Origin of the sequence: Psychrobacter sp. P11G3, assembly GCF_001435845.1 — a bacterium.
Lineage (GTDB): Bacteria > Pseudomonadota > Gammaproteobacteria > Pseudomonadales > Moraxellaceae > Psychrobacter.
In genome coordinates this window covers 2,222,619-2,238,413 of sequence record NZ_CM003596.1, presented here as the reverse complement: position 1 = coordinate 2,238,413, position 15,795 = coordinate 2,222,619, and the positions used below count along the sequence as shown (strand labels likewise).

Annotated in this window: 14 protein-coding genes; 4 read left to right on the top strand and 10 right to left on the bottom strand. The window is 42.6% G+C overall.

All coding sequences use genetic code 11. The annotated features are described in order from the left end of the window. Positions 1-92 precede the first annotated feature (92 nt). Entirely contained in the window at positions 93-905 is an 813-nt protein-coding gene (locus AK824_RS08930; protein WP_057760852.1) for an alpha/beta fold hydrolase, read from the top strand. 150 nt (positions 906-1,055) lie between these two features. Here AK824_RS08930 and AK824_RS08925 read toward each other — a convergent pair whose 3' ends face one another. The 5 genes from AK824_RS08925 to AK824_RS08905 form a co-directional block, all read right to left on the bottom strand. Beyond that, entirely contained in the window at positions 1,056-2,120 is a 1,065-nt protein-coding gene (locus AK824_RS08925; RefSeq protein WP_227511148.1) for an HpcH/HpaI aldolase/citrate lyase family protein, read from the bottom strand. A gap of 65 nt (positions 2,121-2,185) precedes the next feature. After that, positions 2,186-3,367 carry a cysteine protease StiP domain-containing protein gene (locus tag AK824_RS08920; RefSeq protein ID WP_057762534.1) on the bottom strand — a complete coding sequence of 394 codons (1,182 nt, stop codon included), beginning with the start codon at positions 3,365-3,367 and terminating at the stop codon, positions 2,186-2,188. 52 nt (positions 3,368-3,419) lie between these two features. Further along, complete coding sequence (locus AK824_RS08915; protein ID WP_057760850.1) at positions 3,420-4,250, bottom strand: HAD hydrolase family protein; 831 nt, start codon at positions 4,248-4,250, stop codon at positions 3,420-3,422. A gap of 42 nt (positions 4,251-4,292) precedes the next feature. Continuing rightward, a complete protein-coding gene (locus AK824_RS08910; protein WP_057760848.1) occupies positions 4,293-5,609 on the bottom strand; it encodes a phosphoribosyltransferase domain-containing protein in 1,317 nt (438 codons plus the stop codon). Between the two features lie 42 nt (positions 5,610-5,651). After that, positions 5,652-6,878, bottom strand: a complete 1,227-nt coding sequence (locus AK824_RS08905) for a S1 family peptidase (protein WP_057760846.1) — start codon at positions 6,876-6,878, stop codon at positions 5,652-5,654. Positions 6,879-7,600: 722 nt separating this feature from the next. On the opposite strand from AK824_RS08905, the gene AK824_RS08900 reads away from it, so the two are divergent. Next, positions 7,601-8,308, top strand: a complete 708-nt coding sequence (locus tag AK824_RS08900; RefSeq protein ID WP_057760844.1) for a hypothetical protein — start codon at positions 7,601-7,603, stop codon at positions 8,306-8,308. Positions 8,309-8,430: 122 nt separating this feature from the next. Next, complete coding sequence (locus AK824_RS08895) at positions 8,431-9,171, top strand: MHYT domain-containing protein (protein ID WP_057760842.1); 741 nt, start codon at positions 8,431-8,433, stop codon at positions 9,169-9,171. A gap of 121 nt (positions 9,172-9,292) precedes the next feature. Here the strand turns inward: AK824_RS08895 and AK824_RS08890 are convergent, their stop codons facing one another. Next, positions 9,293-10,444 carry an ATP-grasp domain-containing protein gene (locus AK824_RS08890; protein WP_057760840.1) on the bottom strand — a complete coding sequence of 384 codons (1,152 nt, stop codon included), beginning with the start codon at positions 10,442-10,444 and terminating at the stop codon, positions 9,293-9,295. Between the two features lie 271 nt (positions 10,445-10,715). Between AK824_RS08890 and AK824_RS08885 the strand changes: the two genes are divergently transcribed. Beyond that, on the top strand, positions 10,716-11,990 hold the full coding sequence (locus tag AK824_RS08885) for a TerD family protein (protein WP_057760838.1): 1,275 nt from the start codon (positions 10,716-10,718) through the stop codon (positions 11,988-11,990). Between the two features lie 123 nt (positions 11,991-12,113). Here the strand turns inward: AK824_RS08885 and AK824_RS08880 are convergent, their stop codons facing one another. The 4 genes from AK824_RS08880 to AK824_RS08865 form a co-directional block, all read right to left on the bottom strand. Continuing rightward, positions 12,114-12,722, bottom strand: a complete 609-nt coding sequence (locus AK824_RS08880; RefSeq protein ID WP_057760836.1) for a TerD family protein — start codon at positions 12,720-12,722, stop codon at positions 12,114-12,116. A 76-nt stretch (positions 12,723-12,798) separates the two neighbouring features. Beyond that, positions 12,799-13,551: a TIGR00266 family protein gene (locus AK824_RS08875; RefSeq protein WP_057760834.1), complete on the bottom strand. Its 753-nt coding sequence runs from the start codon at positions 13,549-13,551 to the stop codon at positions 12,799-12,801. Positions 13,552-13,757: 206 nt separating this feature from the next. Beyond that, positions 13,758-14,333 (bottom strand): TerD family protein, encoded by a 576-nt coding sequence (locus tag AK824_RS08870; protein ID WP_057760832.1) that lies wholly within the window; start codon positions 14,331-14,333, stop codon positions 13,758-13,760. Positions 14,334-14,787: 454 nt separating this feature from the next. Further along, entirely contained in the window at positions 14,788-15,708 is a 921-nt protein-coding gene (locus AK824_RS08865; RefSeq protein ID WP_057760830.1) for a glutaminase, read from the bottom strand. Between the last annotated feature and the right edge of the window lie 87 nt (positions 15,709-15,795).

Sequence of the window (15,795 nt, the reverse complement as noted above, 5' to 3'; positions counted from 1 at the left end):
GATTATGCTAATATGCCAGGTTGAGCGTAAAAGAGTCGTAAAAGACACAAGGGTACGCTCGAACTTTTCATTGATCAAACAAGGATGTGGTTATGCCAACTATCACTGTAAATAACGCTGATATTTATTACGAAGACAGCGCACCGAACGACACACAAAAGCCCGTTATCGTATTTGCTCACGGTCTACTGTGGAGCTCACAGATGTATGATAAGCAAGTGGAGCATTTTCAAACAGACTATCGTTGTATTGCTTTTGATTTTCGCGGGCAAGGTCAGTCGCAAGTTACCAAATCTGGCTATGATATGGAGACGCTGACTGAAGATACGCTTGGCTTACTTGCAGCGCTTGGTATTGATAAATGTCACTTTGTTGGGCTATCTATGGGCGGGTTCGTGGCTCAACGTATCGCGCTCAAACGCCCTGAGTTGCTGTTGTCATTAACGCTGTTAGAAACCTCTGCTGACCCTGAAGATCCAAAAAATATACCTCAGTATCGCAAGCTGGTTAAAGCGATTCGCTGGTTAGGTATGAAGCGTGTGAGTAATAAGGTGATGCCAATTATGTTTGGCAGTACGTTTTTGGCAGACAAACTGCGCAAATCTGACCGTAAGCAGTGGCTAACGATGTTACAAAGCAATCGTAAGGGCGGTGTGGTCAAAGCAACAATGGGCGTGATTGAGCGTACAGGTACTTATGAGCAGTTGGGTGAGATTACAACGCCGACACTGATTGTGGTAGGTGATGAAGATGCCGCCACGCCTTATGCTAAGTCTGAACGCATGCATTTTGCTATCGCTGGGTCCAAGCTTGCTATTATCAAAGGTGCGGGTCATACATCGACAGTAGAAGAGCCTGATCAAGTGAACCAAGTACTTCGTCAGTTTTTGGAAAGTTGTGCTTAGTGTAGATACTGTTCGAGAGCTTTAAAGCCTTATATCTATAGAAAAACCTAAGCAAATCTCTATATAAAAAAGCCGCTACCTGTATTTGATAGCGGCTTTTTAAATGGTGTAAGTTGTTAAATGGCAGACAGCCATTATCGGCGATAACAGTTACATTCGTGAGCTGTATTGGCTATGTCCGTCATCAATGGTTCCAAAGGCTTCTGCACGATTGACAATCTCAGTCGCCCAAGCACGGTGTGTCGCAGGCTCTAGCATCGTATTATTGTACTTAAATACCGCTTTGGCCTCAGAGTGAAGGATCGCTTGCGCTTCATCCAATGTACTCAGTGGTACACAGTAAGCTTGCTGTACTAGGGCGATTTGGCTTGGATGAATGACAGTTTTGCCCACCATCCCTAAGCTGACATCTCGGTTCAGCTCTTGCATAAACAGTGTTGGCTGATCCAAGTACTCAAATACTGGCGCGGTAAGATAAAAACCATGCGGCACAAAACAGCCTAGCATTTGATAAGCCAACGTACCGATAGGCGAGTCGTAGACAATACTGTTTTTTGGGCGACGTAAGCGCAATGCTGCGAATAAGTCATTACCACCAATACGTAATGCAAAAACTGGCTGACTAAACGCTTCTTTAAAAGCGATGGCAAGCTCCTGATTGTGATGCGGATTGAATAGCGCTGCGGTTTCGAGCGTCGGCATAAGTAGTTGATCTACTTTTAGGTTCTGACAAGCCATGCGCCAATTAGATAGGCTATACATATCAACTTTTGGCATGACGAAACCATCGATAAGATCGATATGGGTATAGTCAGCCAATTGCTGTAGCATCATCGGGCTACGTGGACGTATAAAGACCAGTGGACGCGTCGGATGCTGAGCGTGAATCTTTGCCGATTTAGATGGCGCATTAATGCTATTCACATGCTCAGCCCAAGTATCCAGCAGGGTGCGCAAACGCTCAAGCGCCAACTCTACATCCTGCTGACTGACCGCATCCTCTAGACAGATAATAATACTATTGATCGTCGGTAATTTATCCCGCTTGATAACTTGCCAAATATCTTGGCGAGTCGCAGGCATGTATAAGCTAGCACCGAGCTGATATGGATGGTGCGTGTGCGGTTTGACCATCGCATGACGCTCAGTGATCAGATGCGCATAAGATTGGGTATCATTGTAAAGGTCTGACTCGGTTTTTAGCATATCTGACATAATTGGCATCATAAGTAGAGAGTATAAGAGAACGAAAATGAAAGTATTTAATACCGTTAAATGTATTAAGTGTCTTGAGAGCGCTGCTTGATAAGCGTGATGGCTTGATAAGGCAGTATTTTATCACCTAATACACTGATAGTGATGTTTCGTTGCGCACATAAATGGCGTAGCAGTATGGTATCAGGGTGCTCAGCAGTGGCGAGCAATATGCGCTCGGGATCACGGCGTAATATGGCACGTGTTGCCTCGGCAATAGTCGGTTTAATACGGTTACGATTGACAATCTTATAGTCTGCGGCCAACGTCTCTATCAACGCCGCAGTCTGGTAGCGTGGCTGCTGGTAAGTCGGTAAACGCGTTGAAGTAGTAGCCAATGCTCGTCTCACGGCATCGATACGCTCAATAAATGCCAAGCTGTGATCTACCTCAATTAAATCATCATAAAAAACACTGCGATGCAGGCCTGATGACGGTTCTGTATATAAGCTACGTGAAATAAGCCCTGATACGGTGCTGTTTAACAAACCCGATGGGATTAACCAGTCTTCTTCACTTGCCGCCAGCCAAGCAACGCCAGCAGGATCGGCAAGAGTCAGTAGCGGAATGACGTCAGTGCCTTGATGGAAAATGTTGGCAAAATTAACATGTGTAGAATCACTAAACGTCTCTAAACTACGAGCCAACTCTTGATAAATAGCGCCTTTACCTGTCCAGCCATCGACGAATACAATCGGACTGTTTGGATAAGCCTCCAGTAGCATTTGCAGGGCCACTGGATCAAGACCACGATCGCGAATGATACTGATGCCATAATGTACACTTGGCAGGTGATAGCTACTGTCTGTATCCGACAGCGCACGTTGCAATAACACCCCAATCGGCAGACCAGCTCTTACCAAACTGACCAAAACCAGTGGATGCTCATCATTCACATTCTGCTGAAAAACATGATGTAGCGTATAAGACAAATGATCGATATCGGTCGCGGTCCTTGTTGAGCCTTGCTCTAATGCCTGTATGTATAGCTGCTCATGCATTGCAGTAGGCGCTTGCTCTAAGGTCAACATGTCAGAGTAATGGCGTTGGCCGCTTTGGATAAGCGCTTCTTTTTGACTAACGGGCACATCGGCAACTGCATCTTTATCTACCATATCGAGTAGGACAGTCACATCGCTTGCAAGATAGCTGCCTGAGCCATAGTTTTGCAGAGCAGATCTTTTTATCTGTATATTAGGTAAAGTCATAGTATGAATAATAGCACTCTTGATGATAACAGTGGGTTTGCGTGGCTGCAGTTTAGCCTGACGATTTAGACGGGTATTGCTCATGCAGTTGACCGTGGTTGGGCATACCGTACCAGTCCAATAACTGTAAGAAAGGCAGGTCAGCTAAGCTATCACCAAAGCCAAAACTGGGACGCTGATGGTCTAAATGATGCTCTAATAAAAACTGTACCGCATGACGCTTATGAACCGCATGGGGCAATATCGCTAGGTTATTGGCATTCACATGCACATAGAAATCTTGTTTAAAATCACGTATCAAAGTGGGCAGTTTCTCAGCTAAATCTACGAGCGCTTGATGATCCTTCTGCGCATGTTTGATAGCCAGATAAATGGTTAGATTTTCATCAACAGAACTATTGTTAAAGCTATCGATATGCGGTGTAAATACTAAATGACTTTGCTCGCTTTGACTATGATTGGCAAACAATTGACTTAACTGATTAAGCTTATCTTGCAATGGCGCGAGTTTACTATACATATGCTGCTGCCAACTGCTCAGCAGCGCTCCGTCAGACGTTAAAACAATCGCCCCATGGGTCAATACTTGCCAACTATCAAATGGCAGTTTAACGCGTTTTATTTCACTACGATCCCGCGCCGTCACTACAATTAATTCAGTACTAACAAGTAGCCAATTAAAAAAGGTTGCTTGGCGCTGACTCATAAAGCTCAAAGGCTCGTCTTGTTTATTGACTGTCGCACAAACTAGAGATTCAGGTTCAGTGGTGGGTAAATCCCATGCGTCAATTTTACGCTGGGTTTGGAATAGCGTATCGTCCAAATCCATCAAGGCATAAGGCTTAATAATGTCTGGGTTGGCTTTAAAAAATGAGGTAGTCATGGCGTCGTCCGTAAATAATAGGTTTGAAAGTTAGAGAGCAGTTTAGTGACTAGGGCTCACCACCAGCACGTTATCCAAACCTCGCCACATAGCATCCACACTTTCAGCTGATGTTTCTATACACAACACTATCAAATCCCAATCACTAGGCTCAACGTTATAAGCAAAATTGGTCATACCAAGGCCATAATTGTCGCTAAAGCTCAGCATCGTGGTAATCGCTCCACCAAGCGCAATTGGTGAGCGGGTTAATGCACTAAAATTAACCATGGACGCTGTATATTCGCTCAGTTTTTTAGACTCTATTTCAAGCCATTCAGCCAATAGAAATGGCAACCAAACAAACTCATTGCTACCTAAGACTAAGATTCTTTTTGGTAGCTGAGTAACATCAAAGTTTTCTTGATCATTGAAACGGGTAAATGCAGTCTGAAAACTTGAAAGATAGTTAGCAAAACCCTCTGTACTGTCTAGCGTTGGAAAACGTCCCCAGTTCCCCGTATCACCGAGCGCCTGACTACCAGCGGCAGTAGTATCAACCGATGGCATCGTAATAGGTTCAGGATTAAGTGCATCTGTCCATTGCCATGCACCAGACAGTAAATGATGGCGATGAAACTCAATACCAGCGAGACGATCGGCCATACGTGCAGGCTTAGCATCTGACTGTGGATTAGGTGTTTCTTGATCTAATGACCAGTCGACCAGTGTTGTTAGATGCACTTGCTCTAACTGACTCAGTCCTGCTTCACGTAAGGCAGTGACGACATTCACGCAGGTATTGCCCGTTGAGGCTTCATCATCGACCATAATCAGTGTTTTACTGGCCAGTAGCTGCGCCTGAGTAACGCTATCTTTGCTCTGATAAATCAAATGCTGGCTGGCATGACTGTGGTCTTCACAAAATGTCGTCAGCAAGGAGTTGGTACCATTCGGATCACTACTTTCATCGTGCTGTGCATGACGCGTAGAGTTTAATAGCAGAGCTTGAGGATAGCGCGTTTGCAATGCTTGATGGACGCCAGCAGATAGACCAACAGCGGTCTCTGCCATACCAATGACTAGTACTGGCTCGGCCAAGTCACTAGGCACTAAATCAGCCAAATCAGTGAATGCGTTTCGCATAGTGCTTGGCGCAACGGGAATATGACGACCTAGCACTTTTGAGACAAACAGAAACGCACGCTTTGGATTAATACGCTGTGCAAACCCAAGCAAATCCTCTAACTGATAATGGACGTGTTGTTCTACGCCATTTTTATTAGTGGCTGATTTATTGGTGGCTGAGTTGGTTTGATAAGTCAGATCTAGCGTACCACGGGGTAGGGTGATGGACGTACTGTGTTGCTCATTTAACATTCATATTCCTTGGCGCTTTTATTTGTATGTCGTCGTAGATTTTTAACCCTGACAGCTAACCAGCCATAAGGCACTGCGACTTTGCTTGCTTAGCTGAGGTGTTGTAAGAGGCGTAGCACTGGTCAAATCAGTCGTGTGCTCCAAACTGATGCCAGCGCTCGCCAGTAGGGCAGATAATAACTGAAATTTCACCGCATAGTTCATATTTTGTGCGTGTTCATGAACCAGACTAGACGTGACCATACCGACCACCTCTCCAGTCGGCAATAATAAAGGACTACCACTAGAACCGGGCTGAATGGGTGCGGTGAATTGCACGTGACGGATATCGTTGTTTAAGCCTGTCAATCCTGAGATACAGCCTTGGGTGACTTGCAGTTGGCTACTCAGTCCTGACAACGGAAACCCCAGTGTGGTAATGGTCTCACCCAATATATCAACACATTGCTGCGCCAATGGGAGGTAGCTAGGCAAAGGATCGCTAACTCTAATAATAGCTGAATCGCTTCCGATATCGCTGAGCACGACTTGTGCCTCGCGATCAGGCTGACCTTGCTGACGTACGCCAACCATCGCTGCTGACTCAATCACATGATAGCAGGTCAGCAGATGATAGGGATCAATAGCAAACGCTGTTCCTGTCCAAGTTTCGCCTGCTTGTACATGACGGGGAGGGCGAGCTTCATTGTTTGGTTGAGTACGCTGCTGCTGTTGAGCTTCTTGAATAAGCGTATGTGTGCTAGGTGGACGAACATCCAAACTAACCTGTACATGATGCTCAAGGCTCGCTAAGTCATGCGTTGATGCCTCACCAAGCGCCCGACATTTGAACTGTTCATTACGCTGATATATTTCTAATATAATCGCTACTTTGACATGCCGCTCGTTTGTTGTGAAGTTATAGTGAATATCCCCATTGTTGAGCGTGAGACTTACGTCGTTTAACTCTACCGCTGGCAAGTTTAGGCTTGGCTCATGATAAACATAAGCAATCAGTTGTAAGAAACTAACGCCAAGTGTATCAAATAGCTGGGGTAAATCTAACTGCCATGCGCTTGGATTATCCTTGCTATCGAGCTGAGCCCAGTCTTTAGTTTCATGTAAATAAGCAAGACTACAAACGGCTTTACGATTGGCATCTAATGGCAACCACAATAGCCCAAGCTGTTGTCCAAATACTAATGGTTTGGTAGTAGTAAATGCGATCAAACATTTTGGATTTTCGATAACTGTATTGGCTCCTAGCACTAATTCGACTTGCTTCGACATCACATTTCCTTAGTTTATTTGCGCGATTATAATTATTTTTATTGTTTAATGTTTTTATTCTTGAGACTAAAGTTTGACCACATAAAGGGTTTTGTTTTTATTTTGAACCTATCATTCTACAAAGAGAACACGTTAATAGGTGTTTTAATAAACAGTTAAGATTAATTGCATAATAGATATATCAAGATATATAGGTTTTAATAGTTTCGGAATCCCTTTTAATAATTAATTACTTTTAGAAAATAATGATGGATTTTTATAGTGTAGCCATTTGTCGGTTAATGTAGCCACTTATCGGACAAAGCCACATAGTGTATTGCTACAAAATAAGATTCCGGTGATAATACAATCAAAATCTATTGCTATTTAGTAACTATACTGTGACCAAGTGTTATCTGTAAATTTTAAGAATAGTATTTAGTCTAAACATATTAATTCTAGTCTTATTTTCAAGCTTATTGCTATTTCTCGATTAGTAAATCTCTAGTAGTTATATCACTTATATGCTTAATAACTATAAAAACCGAAGTTTCATCTACTGAAGATATTTCATTTCTTATAATATAAAAGATATATAAAAACTGTCACATGGTTGATGTCTGCATATCTTTTATATTGTGAGAAAGCCAGTTGGTCGGACCTTTGAAACGTTATTCACATTAGTTTATCTAGATAGCTTGTTATAAGAAAGCGTAGCAGTATTTTAAGAAAAGGAGTGCTCTGTGAAATTCTCTTGTGCATTAGAAACGTCTTCTGAACGTATTCGTCTGGTTAATGTTATTTCGCCGCTTATCAAAGCAGGCTATCAGCTGGTCTCCCAAAGACAAGAGGCTTCAGAGAATGGTGGTAATATCATTCATGTAATCGCAAGAAGCCTAGGCTCTAAAACGCAAGCAGATCTAATCGATGATTTATCTTCAATTGAGGGTTGTACGCTTTTTAATCTAGAAATAGATGAAGAGGGCGGCTCGTCAGCTGCCCCTGCAAAAAAGACATTGGATGAGAAAAGCGTCTTATCAGCCATTGGTGCTTATTACCCTAAAATAGCAGATATTGTCAGTCAGTATGAAGATAGTTTACCTATTGAGCGACGTGTGACGGCACTGCAAGAGTTGGGTCGTAAGGTTGGTGGCGGAATTTACCAACGTGATTATTCACTTGGCAGTCCACTGAAGATGCCTACTACGATCACTCGTGAGCTTGTGCCAGCACTAAAAGGTCTGTCTAAAGTTAAAGCAAAGAATAATATAATTTATTTAATCAAATGTCCGTTCTGTAAGTCGTCAGATCATACTCACTCAGGATGCCATTTTATTGTAGGTTATATAGAAGGCTTTTTGGCAAGCAACCCTGCTATAGATGTGGTTCAAGTTGAAGAGACTAACTGCGGCGCAGGTAGTACCAATATTTGTGAATTTACCATTGGGTAGTAAAAATTGTGTGTAGATAATTTCATGTCTATGCAAAAAAATCAACGAGCGAATGACGCACCGTGTTGCCATAAAAGTAACGTTATTTGACTCAATTCTTATGATAGATAAAAGGCAAAAAAATGATGGAAGTTGAATATAACTTACTTTTGGTGTTGGTCTCATACGCCATTGCAGTATTTGGTTCTTATGTTGGCTTAAACCTTGCCATTCGAGTGCCTTCTGCTAAGCCAGGAACAGATTTGTATTTTTGGGTAGCGTTATCATCGATTGCTATCGGTGGTGCGATTTGGTCTATGCATTATATCGGTATGATGGCTGTAGATATGAAGATGCCTGTGACTTATGACTTGGGTCTGACGATTGTCTCAATGTTACTCGCGATTTGTTTCGTTGCAGTCGGTATCGTCATCGTAGGTCGCGGTGAACCAAGCGTTGCTAAGTTAATCGGTGGTGGCGTACTTACTGGACTGGGTGTTGCAGCCATGCATTATACCGGTATGGCCTCTATGCAAATGGACGCTACCATGTCATACAATATACCGCTGCTTATCTTATCAATTGTGATTGCTATTGCAGCTGCTATCGCTGCGCTATGGTTGGCATTCAATCTACGTGGTACATTACAGCGTTTTGGTAGTGCCTTCATCATGGGTCTGGCAGTTTGTGGTATGCATTACACTGGTATAGCCGCGATGGAAATGACGATGACTGATCACTCAATGTCTATGGATTATACGCATGCAGGGGCCATATCTTCATCAATTATAATCTTCATCGGTTCAGCAATCGTACTTAGCTTACTATGGGTCATTGCTTCTAAAAATGCACCTAAACAAGCAACATTAGCGTTTGGTGAGTGATTTTAAACGCTCATTCTTAATACCAGTTAAAAATAAAAAAGGTTTTTAGATTAATATCTAAAAACCTTTTTTTGTGCCTGTTCAAATCCTCTGCTAAACACGTGCATGCCTAGCGGATTATTTACTCAGCAACGCTTTCAATTTTGACACTCATCATAATAGAGCGTACTTGGCATGGTTCAATATACTGAATATTGGTCTCTAAGTTAGGTTTTTCTGACAAGCCCAACCAGTAAGAAAATCCGACTTGCGTTAAATCAATTCCACTATGAGAAGTATAATCAATACCACCTGATGGGCGGCTATTAATCTCAAGAACTCGGTGCTGACCACTATCGTCAGCTTTAGTTTGTACACTGACGATACCATCACAGCCAAAAGCCCTAATCAGTGGGATTACGACATCCATGACAGACTGCTCATAACCAACATGTTGTATTTTTCCTGTTTTATGACGAGTGACAGCAGCTAGAACTTCGCCATATTCACAGACTACATCGATAGAGTACTCTTGCCCTGATAGATAAGGCATGAGCAGCATTGGAATAGGACGCTCGTGTACCATTTGGCTGTTGGTATAGGCACTTACAAACTGAGCTGTGTTGATTTTTTTCTCTTCAGTGAAGTATAAGTGTTCAAAGCTATCGTACGCAGTACTATCTGCTTTACCCGTATCTAATCGCCAAAACCCTTGTGCAAAAATACCGACGACAGGTTTCACACATAGAGGCTGGTCACCATGTTCGGCTAATAAAGCTTCAAGCTCCGCCGTATTGTCAAAACGCCATGCGTCTGCCACTGGAATATTATGAGTGTGACAGTGCTGCATAAAAGCAAATTTATCATCGATTGATTCTAGTGCCGCCACGCTGGTTGCGCCTGTTAATAAGCGAATACCCGCAGCGTCAAATTTCTCACGATGCGCTTCATAATCGATACCATTGCGCCCAGTCAGTAGTACTTTTACGTTATGCTTTTGAGCTTGTTCCAATACGAATTGCCAGCGTGGTATAGCAGTTTCATCAGTCATTTGGATATCAGTATCTACAATCGAGTCAGATGGCTCACGATAAATCATATCGGCGAATTCAAAAATCTCAGGCCTATCATGACGGTGTGAGGCAATAACTTGAAAAGGGTTGTTTGAAGGACTGTTTGATTTGTTCTTTAGACTTTGTAAGCTCTCCAACATATCACGCTGGCTAGATTGGCCTTCAGCTAACCATGCTGCTACTGGTATTGAAGGGTTACTATTATCAGCAAGATTATTCATAATTCTCTCAGCGTTATCATTAGGTATCGAGGAATGGGCAGTTCAATATTGCTACTGCAAATCTAGTAGTAATATTAGCAAAGGTATACGGTTTAATAGGACGTATTATATACAAATGATATGCGTTATAAACGCCTCTGATAAAATAGTCGTAGGGATTTGTAAGGATGACTTTGTCGCTTATATCGCGATTGTCTGGTTAAAAAAATTCATAATATCCATGCTACTATATGATGATAGTCAGCATAATAAATAATCTAAAGGACGTATGATGAGTCAAAACCAACCTCAAAAACTAATTGCAGGTGCCAATGCACCACTACCAACTGACAATATTAGCATTCGTATTTTAAGCCAAAATGCCATCGATTGTGCCGCTTATCGCCTGACTAATGACGGCAAAGTACGCGGTGATGGTGACATGATATTTTATGGTCAGACACGTAGCGATGATGGTAGCGTTAGCTTCCGTGGTCATGACAGTGATGGGTTTTTTGATGTCAATTTGTCTGCACAGCCTGCAAGTATCGAGAAAATTGCCCTAGCGTTCTCTAGTGCGCAAACATTGTCGCAAGTTGGCGATGTGGACATTCAAGTCTTGCAGGGCAGTCAAGTGCTGATGAGCTGTCAATTGAGTAGCGCTGGACGTAATGAAAAAGCCATTATATTGGCTGAGTGCTATCGCAGACAAGGAAACTGGAAATTTCGTTTTATCGCCCAAGGGTTTGAGGGAGGGTTAAAACCTTTATCTGAGCATTTTGGTGTGGAAATCGCTGATGAAGCGCCTGCCCAAAATAATAACCCTGCACAAAGCCAACCTCAACCTATCAACACGCAGCGACCAATCAATACGCAAAAAGCAGGCAACACGTCTCAAGCTAACAATCCGCCACCGATTCCTGCTAGTCCTTCGATTAACTTAAGTAAAATAACCTTAACTAAAAACCAATCTAGCATTAATCTTAAAAAACGTGATGACTTTGGCAAAATTTCGGTCAATTTAGATTGGAATCAACGCCCTCAAAGTGATAAAGCAGCGCCTAAGAAAGGCATACTAGGGGATTTATTTAAGCAGCATCAATCAAGCGGTATCGATCTAGATGTCGGCGCTATGATTCATCTAAAAAATGGTGAAAAAACCCTGATTCAAGCGTTGGGAAATCGCTTTGGTAGTTTGCAATCCGCGCCTTATGTTTGCCTACGTGCGGATGATAGAACGGGGCAGGTAAGTGGCGGTGAATGGCTGGATATCAATGGTCAGCAATGGTCACAGATTGAAGAGGTATTTATCTTTGCATTTATCTACGAAGGTGCACCTAACTGGGAAAAAACCGATGGGGTTGTGACTATCCATGTACCCGAGCAATCACCGATTGAGACACGTTTGTCCGAAGGCGCTGGTAATCTACCAATGTGTGCCATTGCCCGTTTGGTCAATCAGCAAGGCAGTATCAATGTTGAGCGTATCAACCAATATTTCAAAGGTCATCAAGAAATGGACAAAGCGTTTAATTGGGGCTTTAGCTGGAAGCGTGGACGTAAATAGTGTTTTTTAAGATCTAAACAATAAACAAAAGAGAGCGGCCCAGCTATTGATAGATGAGCCGCTCTCTTTTGAAATAGACTATTTAACTAGATTGTTAATAATCCAGTTAAAGTCTAAAGTCAATTACGCATGCGGTGTGATAGCAGGCATTAAGTCATGGAAGGTGCGACCAGAAGCAGTCTCGCCAATCGCATGCATTTTCCATTCATTGTTGTGACGATAAACTTTTGCCATTACCATCGCTGTATGTCCACCTTGTGCAGACAAATTATAACGTGCTACTTCGCTATTATTATTGGCATTAACGATACGGCAAAAAGCATTTTCTACTGTCTCAAACGTTTGACCGGTAAAGCTATTGACCGTAAATACCAATGAGACCACATTGGCAGGTACTCTTGAGAGATCGACATTGATGACTTCATCATCGCCATCACCGTCGCCAGTACGGTTGTCACCAGTATGCACGATACTGCCATCTTTCGATTTTAGCTGACTGAACCAAATGGCATCGACCGCTTGCTTGTTAGCATCGAACATAATGCATGAAGCATCTAAATCGATAGAATCGCCGCCAGAACCGCCGCCGAATAATTTTCCTAAGAAGCCACCTTTTTTATCTTGTGGCCCTTGCGCAACATCCCAGCCTAGACCTAGTTTAACTTGAGTAAGCTCGCCACCAGCTTCTTTGCTTAGGGAGATTTTTTGACCTTTTTGAAGACTAACTGCCATGTGAGTATCCTTATAATAATTGTGAGTAAAACCGTTGAAAAATAATGCTAAAGAGTATTATAAATTGCGAAATGCACTATAAGATATTGTCTAAAAAGCCACCACCGCCGCCACGTCCACCTGAGCTACTACCGAGGACGCTTTGTATCCAACCTTGATAACTGTCACGATTGCGCGAGCAAATAATGACTTTACCACTTCCTGAGAAGTTCAGAACCATCCCTTCGCCACTGGTGACAGAGTTGATAATATTGCTCATGATGCCTTTTTTCTTACTGGTCGAAACTGACAATTTGTATTCGAGATTTGAGTCCCAACAGACCACATGACCGTTATCAATGATGACGTCTTTGTCTGGTGTGACATCAATCTCAAACAACGAGCCAAAACCAGATACCACGACTTGACCTTGGCCTTGGGTCTGCATCACCATAAAGCCGCCTGTATCACCAAACACTGCGCCACCTAAATTGCGCTGGATATTGGCTCTGATATCGACGCCAGTTTGGGCCGCGACAAACGCACCATCACTCAATGTATACTGCTGCTTACCAACTTCTATGATTTGCATATCACCATCAAGCGTAGGCGCAAGCAAACAGTCGCCCTCACCATTAACCGCTTCAATCTGCTGTTGAAACAACGATTCATCGTTTGCAAAGCGGCGCATCAGTGACTGCATCAGGCCACCTTGTAGCTTACCTTTTAGCTCAAGATTGGACTCCATCATCACCATTGCATTGGCTTCACAATAAATTGAATCGCCTTTTTTAAGATTACAATGCAAAAAAGGTTCAATAGTACCAATTAAACTGAATGTTGCGGCCATGGCTTGCAAATCCTTATTCTAATATCTTTGTTAAATGCTCTTGATGTGTGCGTGTGCTTTTATGTGCTCTATAGATTTTAATGATAAGCCAATTAAATTTAAAGCCATCAAATGCGTTAAAGGGGCACACTTGATGGCTCATTAGATCATAACCAGACTTCTGATTATGATAATTGGCTTGCTAAACGTTTACGTTGGTTTTAACGTTAAACATTTACGCCATAAGAGGCTGCTAATGGTCCAAGACCACCGCTGAAGCCTTGACCAACCGCACGGAATTTCCAATCACCGCTGTGACGATATAATTCACCGAAAATCATCGCTGTTTCAGTGCTGCCGTCTTCTGATAGGTCGTAACGAGCGATTTCAGACTCACCATTGTCGTTTACAACGCGGATATAAGCATCACCAACTTGACCGAAGTTTTGGTTACGTGCTTGGCCTTCATAGATGATGGCACAGATAGCTACTTTGTTGACATCAGCTGGGATGCTAGCAAGGTTGATTTTGATTTTCTCATCATCGCCATCGCCTTCGCCAGTACGGTTATCACCAGTATGTTCAACAGCGCCGTTATCTGATTTTAAATTATTGAAAAAGATAAAATCTTGGTCGTTACGGACTTTGCCTGCTTCGTTAATCAAGAAACCGATTGCATCTAAATCAAACTCTTGGCCGTCAGTGGCACGTGGATCCCAGCCTAGACCGACTGTAATGTTAGTTAAACCTGGCGCTTCTTTTGATAAGTTTACGTTGCCGCCTTTTGTTAAGCTAATAGCCATACAAATATCCTTTGGATTAATAGTTAAGTGGATTGATTGATAAAAAATAAACTAAAAGTTGTGCAGTGACTGATACCTCAGAGCAAATAATAAAAACTTACCTGTACGCTATGCCCTGCATATCATTACGTTTTACTATACTAAGCGTTTGCTCACTAAGCAAGGCGTATTTTGTGCGCTTACTATATGCTTACTAAGGGACATAATACTTCTGTATCTTTGATAATTTCTAATCAACTTAGCAATAGTCGTTAAGATATTGTTATGAAAAGTAATGTTTCATACAAAAGGGATTTAGCACAAAGATAGCTTAGATAAAACAATCGCTTTAAAAAGCACCGACTGACTATATGTGCTTATAATAAACCAACTCATGGCTTGGGTATGCTTCGCAGCTAGTATGAGAGTATGGCATTATATAAAAAACCTATTTAGATAAATATACATGTATCTCTTATTCTGCAAAAACCGACCAGCCAGTTTTTTGTACGAAGCGCTCTAGTGCTTTTAGTCCAAGCTTAGAGTTACCTACATGATCAAGCCCTGGTGACCAAACCGCGATAGAACCTTTACCAGGTGCTATCGTCAAAATACCGCCACCAACGCCGCTTTTGCCTGGTAAGCCCACGCGGTAAGCAAATTCGCCAGAGCCATCATAATGACCACACATCATCATCAATGAGTTAATACGGCGTGCTCGTTTTTCATTGATTACGCGTACTCCTGAGTGCTTATCAACTCCGTTAGACACTAAATAAAGACCGGCACTGGCCAACTGTTGGCAGTTCATTGCAATTGAGCACTGATGAAAATACGTACCTAATACATTATCCACATCGTGTCTTAAACGACCAAAGGATTTCATAAAGTGCGCCAGAGAGGCATTCCGGTCCTTGTGCGCCATCTCAGAAGCCGCTACTTTATGATCAAAGCGAATTGACTCATCATCTGCAATGAGGTGAACAAACTGCAGGATTTCACCCAGTGTTTCTTTTGGCTCATGTCCCATCATGATGGCGTCGACAACTGCGATTGCCCCAGCATTGATAAATGGGTTGCGCGGTCGGCCAGACTCATGCTCGAGCATCACAATTGAATTAAAAGGATCGCCAGATGGTTCGCGTCCGACGTGTGTCCAAAGTGTATCGCCTAGCTTGCCAAGACCAATGGTTAAGGTAAATACCTTAGAGATACTTTGGATGGAAAACAGAGTGCTTGCATCACCTGCTGCATACATATGCCCATCAGGAGTCGCTACGGCTATACCGAACTGATTAGGATCAATATGAGCCAATTGAGGGATATAATCTGCGACTTTGCCGCGGTCAGTTTCTCTTGCCATCTCTGCGGCAATATCATCAAGAATTTTTTGCATATCGTTTATAGGGTCTTATTTCGACAAGTTATTTAAGGACGAGGATTTTAACTGAAGATAGGGTAATAGTAACAGGGCAAACGTAAC

Coding starts and splice junctions, on each gene's coding strand:
- AK824_RS08930 (WP_057760852.1), top strand. CDS start 93: ATGCCAACTATCACTGTAAATAACGCTGATATTTATTACGAAGACAGC.
- AK824_RS08925 (WP_227511148.1), bottom strand. CDS start 2,120: ATGTCAGATATGCTAAAAACCGAGTCAGACCTTTACAATGATACCCAA.
- AK824_RS08920 (WP_057762534.1), bottom strand. CDS start 3,367: ATGACTTTACCTAATATACAGATAAAAAGATCTGCTCTGCAAAACTAT.
- AK824_RS08915 (WP_057760850.1), bottom strand. CDS start 4,250: ATGACTACCTCATTTTTTAAAGCCAACCCAGACATTATTAAGCCTTAT.
- AK824_RS08910 (WP_057760848.1), bottom strand. CDS start 5,609: ATGTTAAATGAGCAACACAGTACGTCCATCACCCTACCCCGTGGTACG.
- AK824_RS08905 (WP_057760846.1), bottom strand. CDS start 6,878: ATGTCGAAGCAAGTCGAATTAGTGCTAGGAGCCAATACAGTTATCGAA.
- AK824_RS08895 (WP_057760842.1), top strand. CDS start 8,431: ATGATGGAAGTTGAATATAACTTACTTTTGGTGTTGGTCTCATACGCC.
- AK824_RS08890 (WP_057760840.1), bottom strand. CDS start 10,444: ATGAATAATCTTGCTGATAATAGTAACCCTTCAATACCAGTAGCAGCA.
- AK824_RS08885 (WP_057760838.1), top strand. CDS start 10,716: ATGAGTCAAAACCAACCTCAAAAACTAATTGCAGGTGCCAATGCACCA.
- AK824_RS08880 (WP_057760836.1), bottom strand. CDS start 12,722: ATGGCAGTTAGTCTTCAAAAAGGTCAAAAAATCTCCCTAAGCAAAGAA.
- AK824_RS08875 (WP_057760834.1), bottom strand. CDS start 13,551: ATGGCCGCAACATTCAGTTTAATTGGTACTATTGAACCTTTTTTGCAT.
- AK824_RS08870 (WP_057760832.1), bottom strand. CDS start 14,333: ATGGCTATTAGCTTAACAAAAGGCGGCAACGTAAACTTATCAAAAGAA.
- AK824_RS08865 (WP_057760830.1), bottom strand. CDS start 15,708: ATGCAAAAAATTCTTGATGATATTGCCGCAGAGATGGCAAGAGAAACT.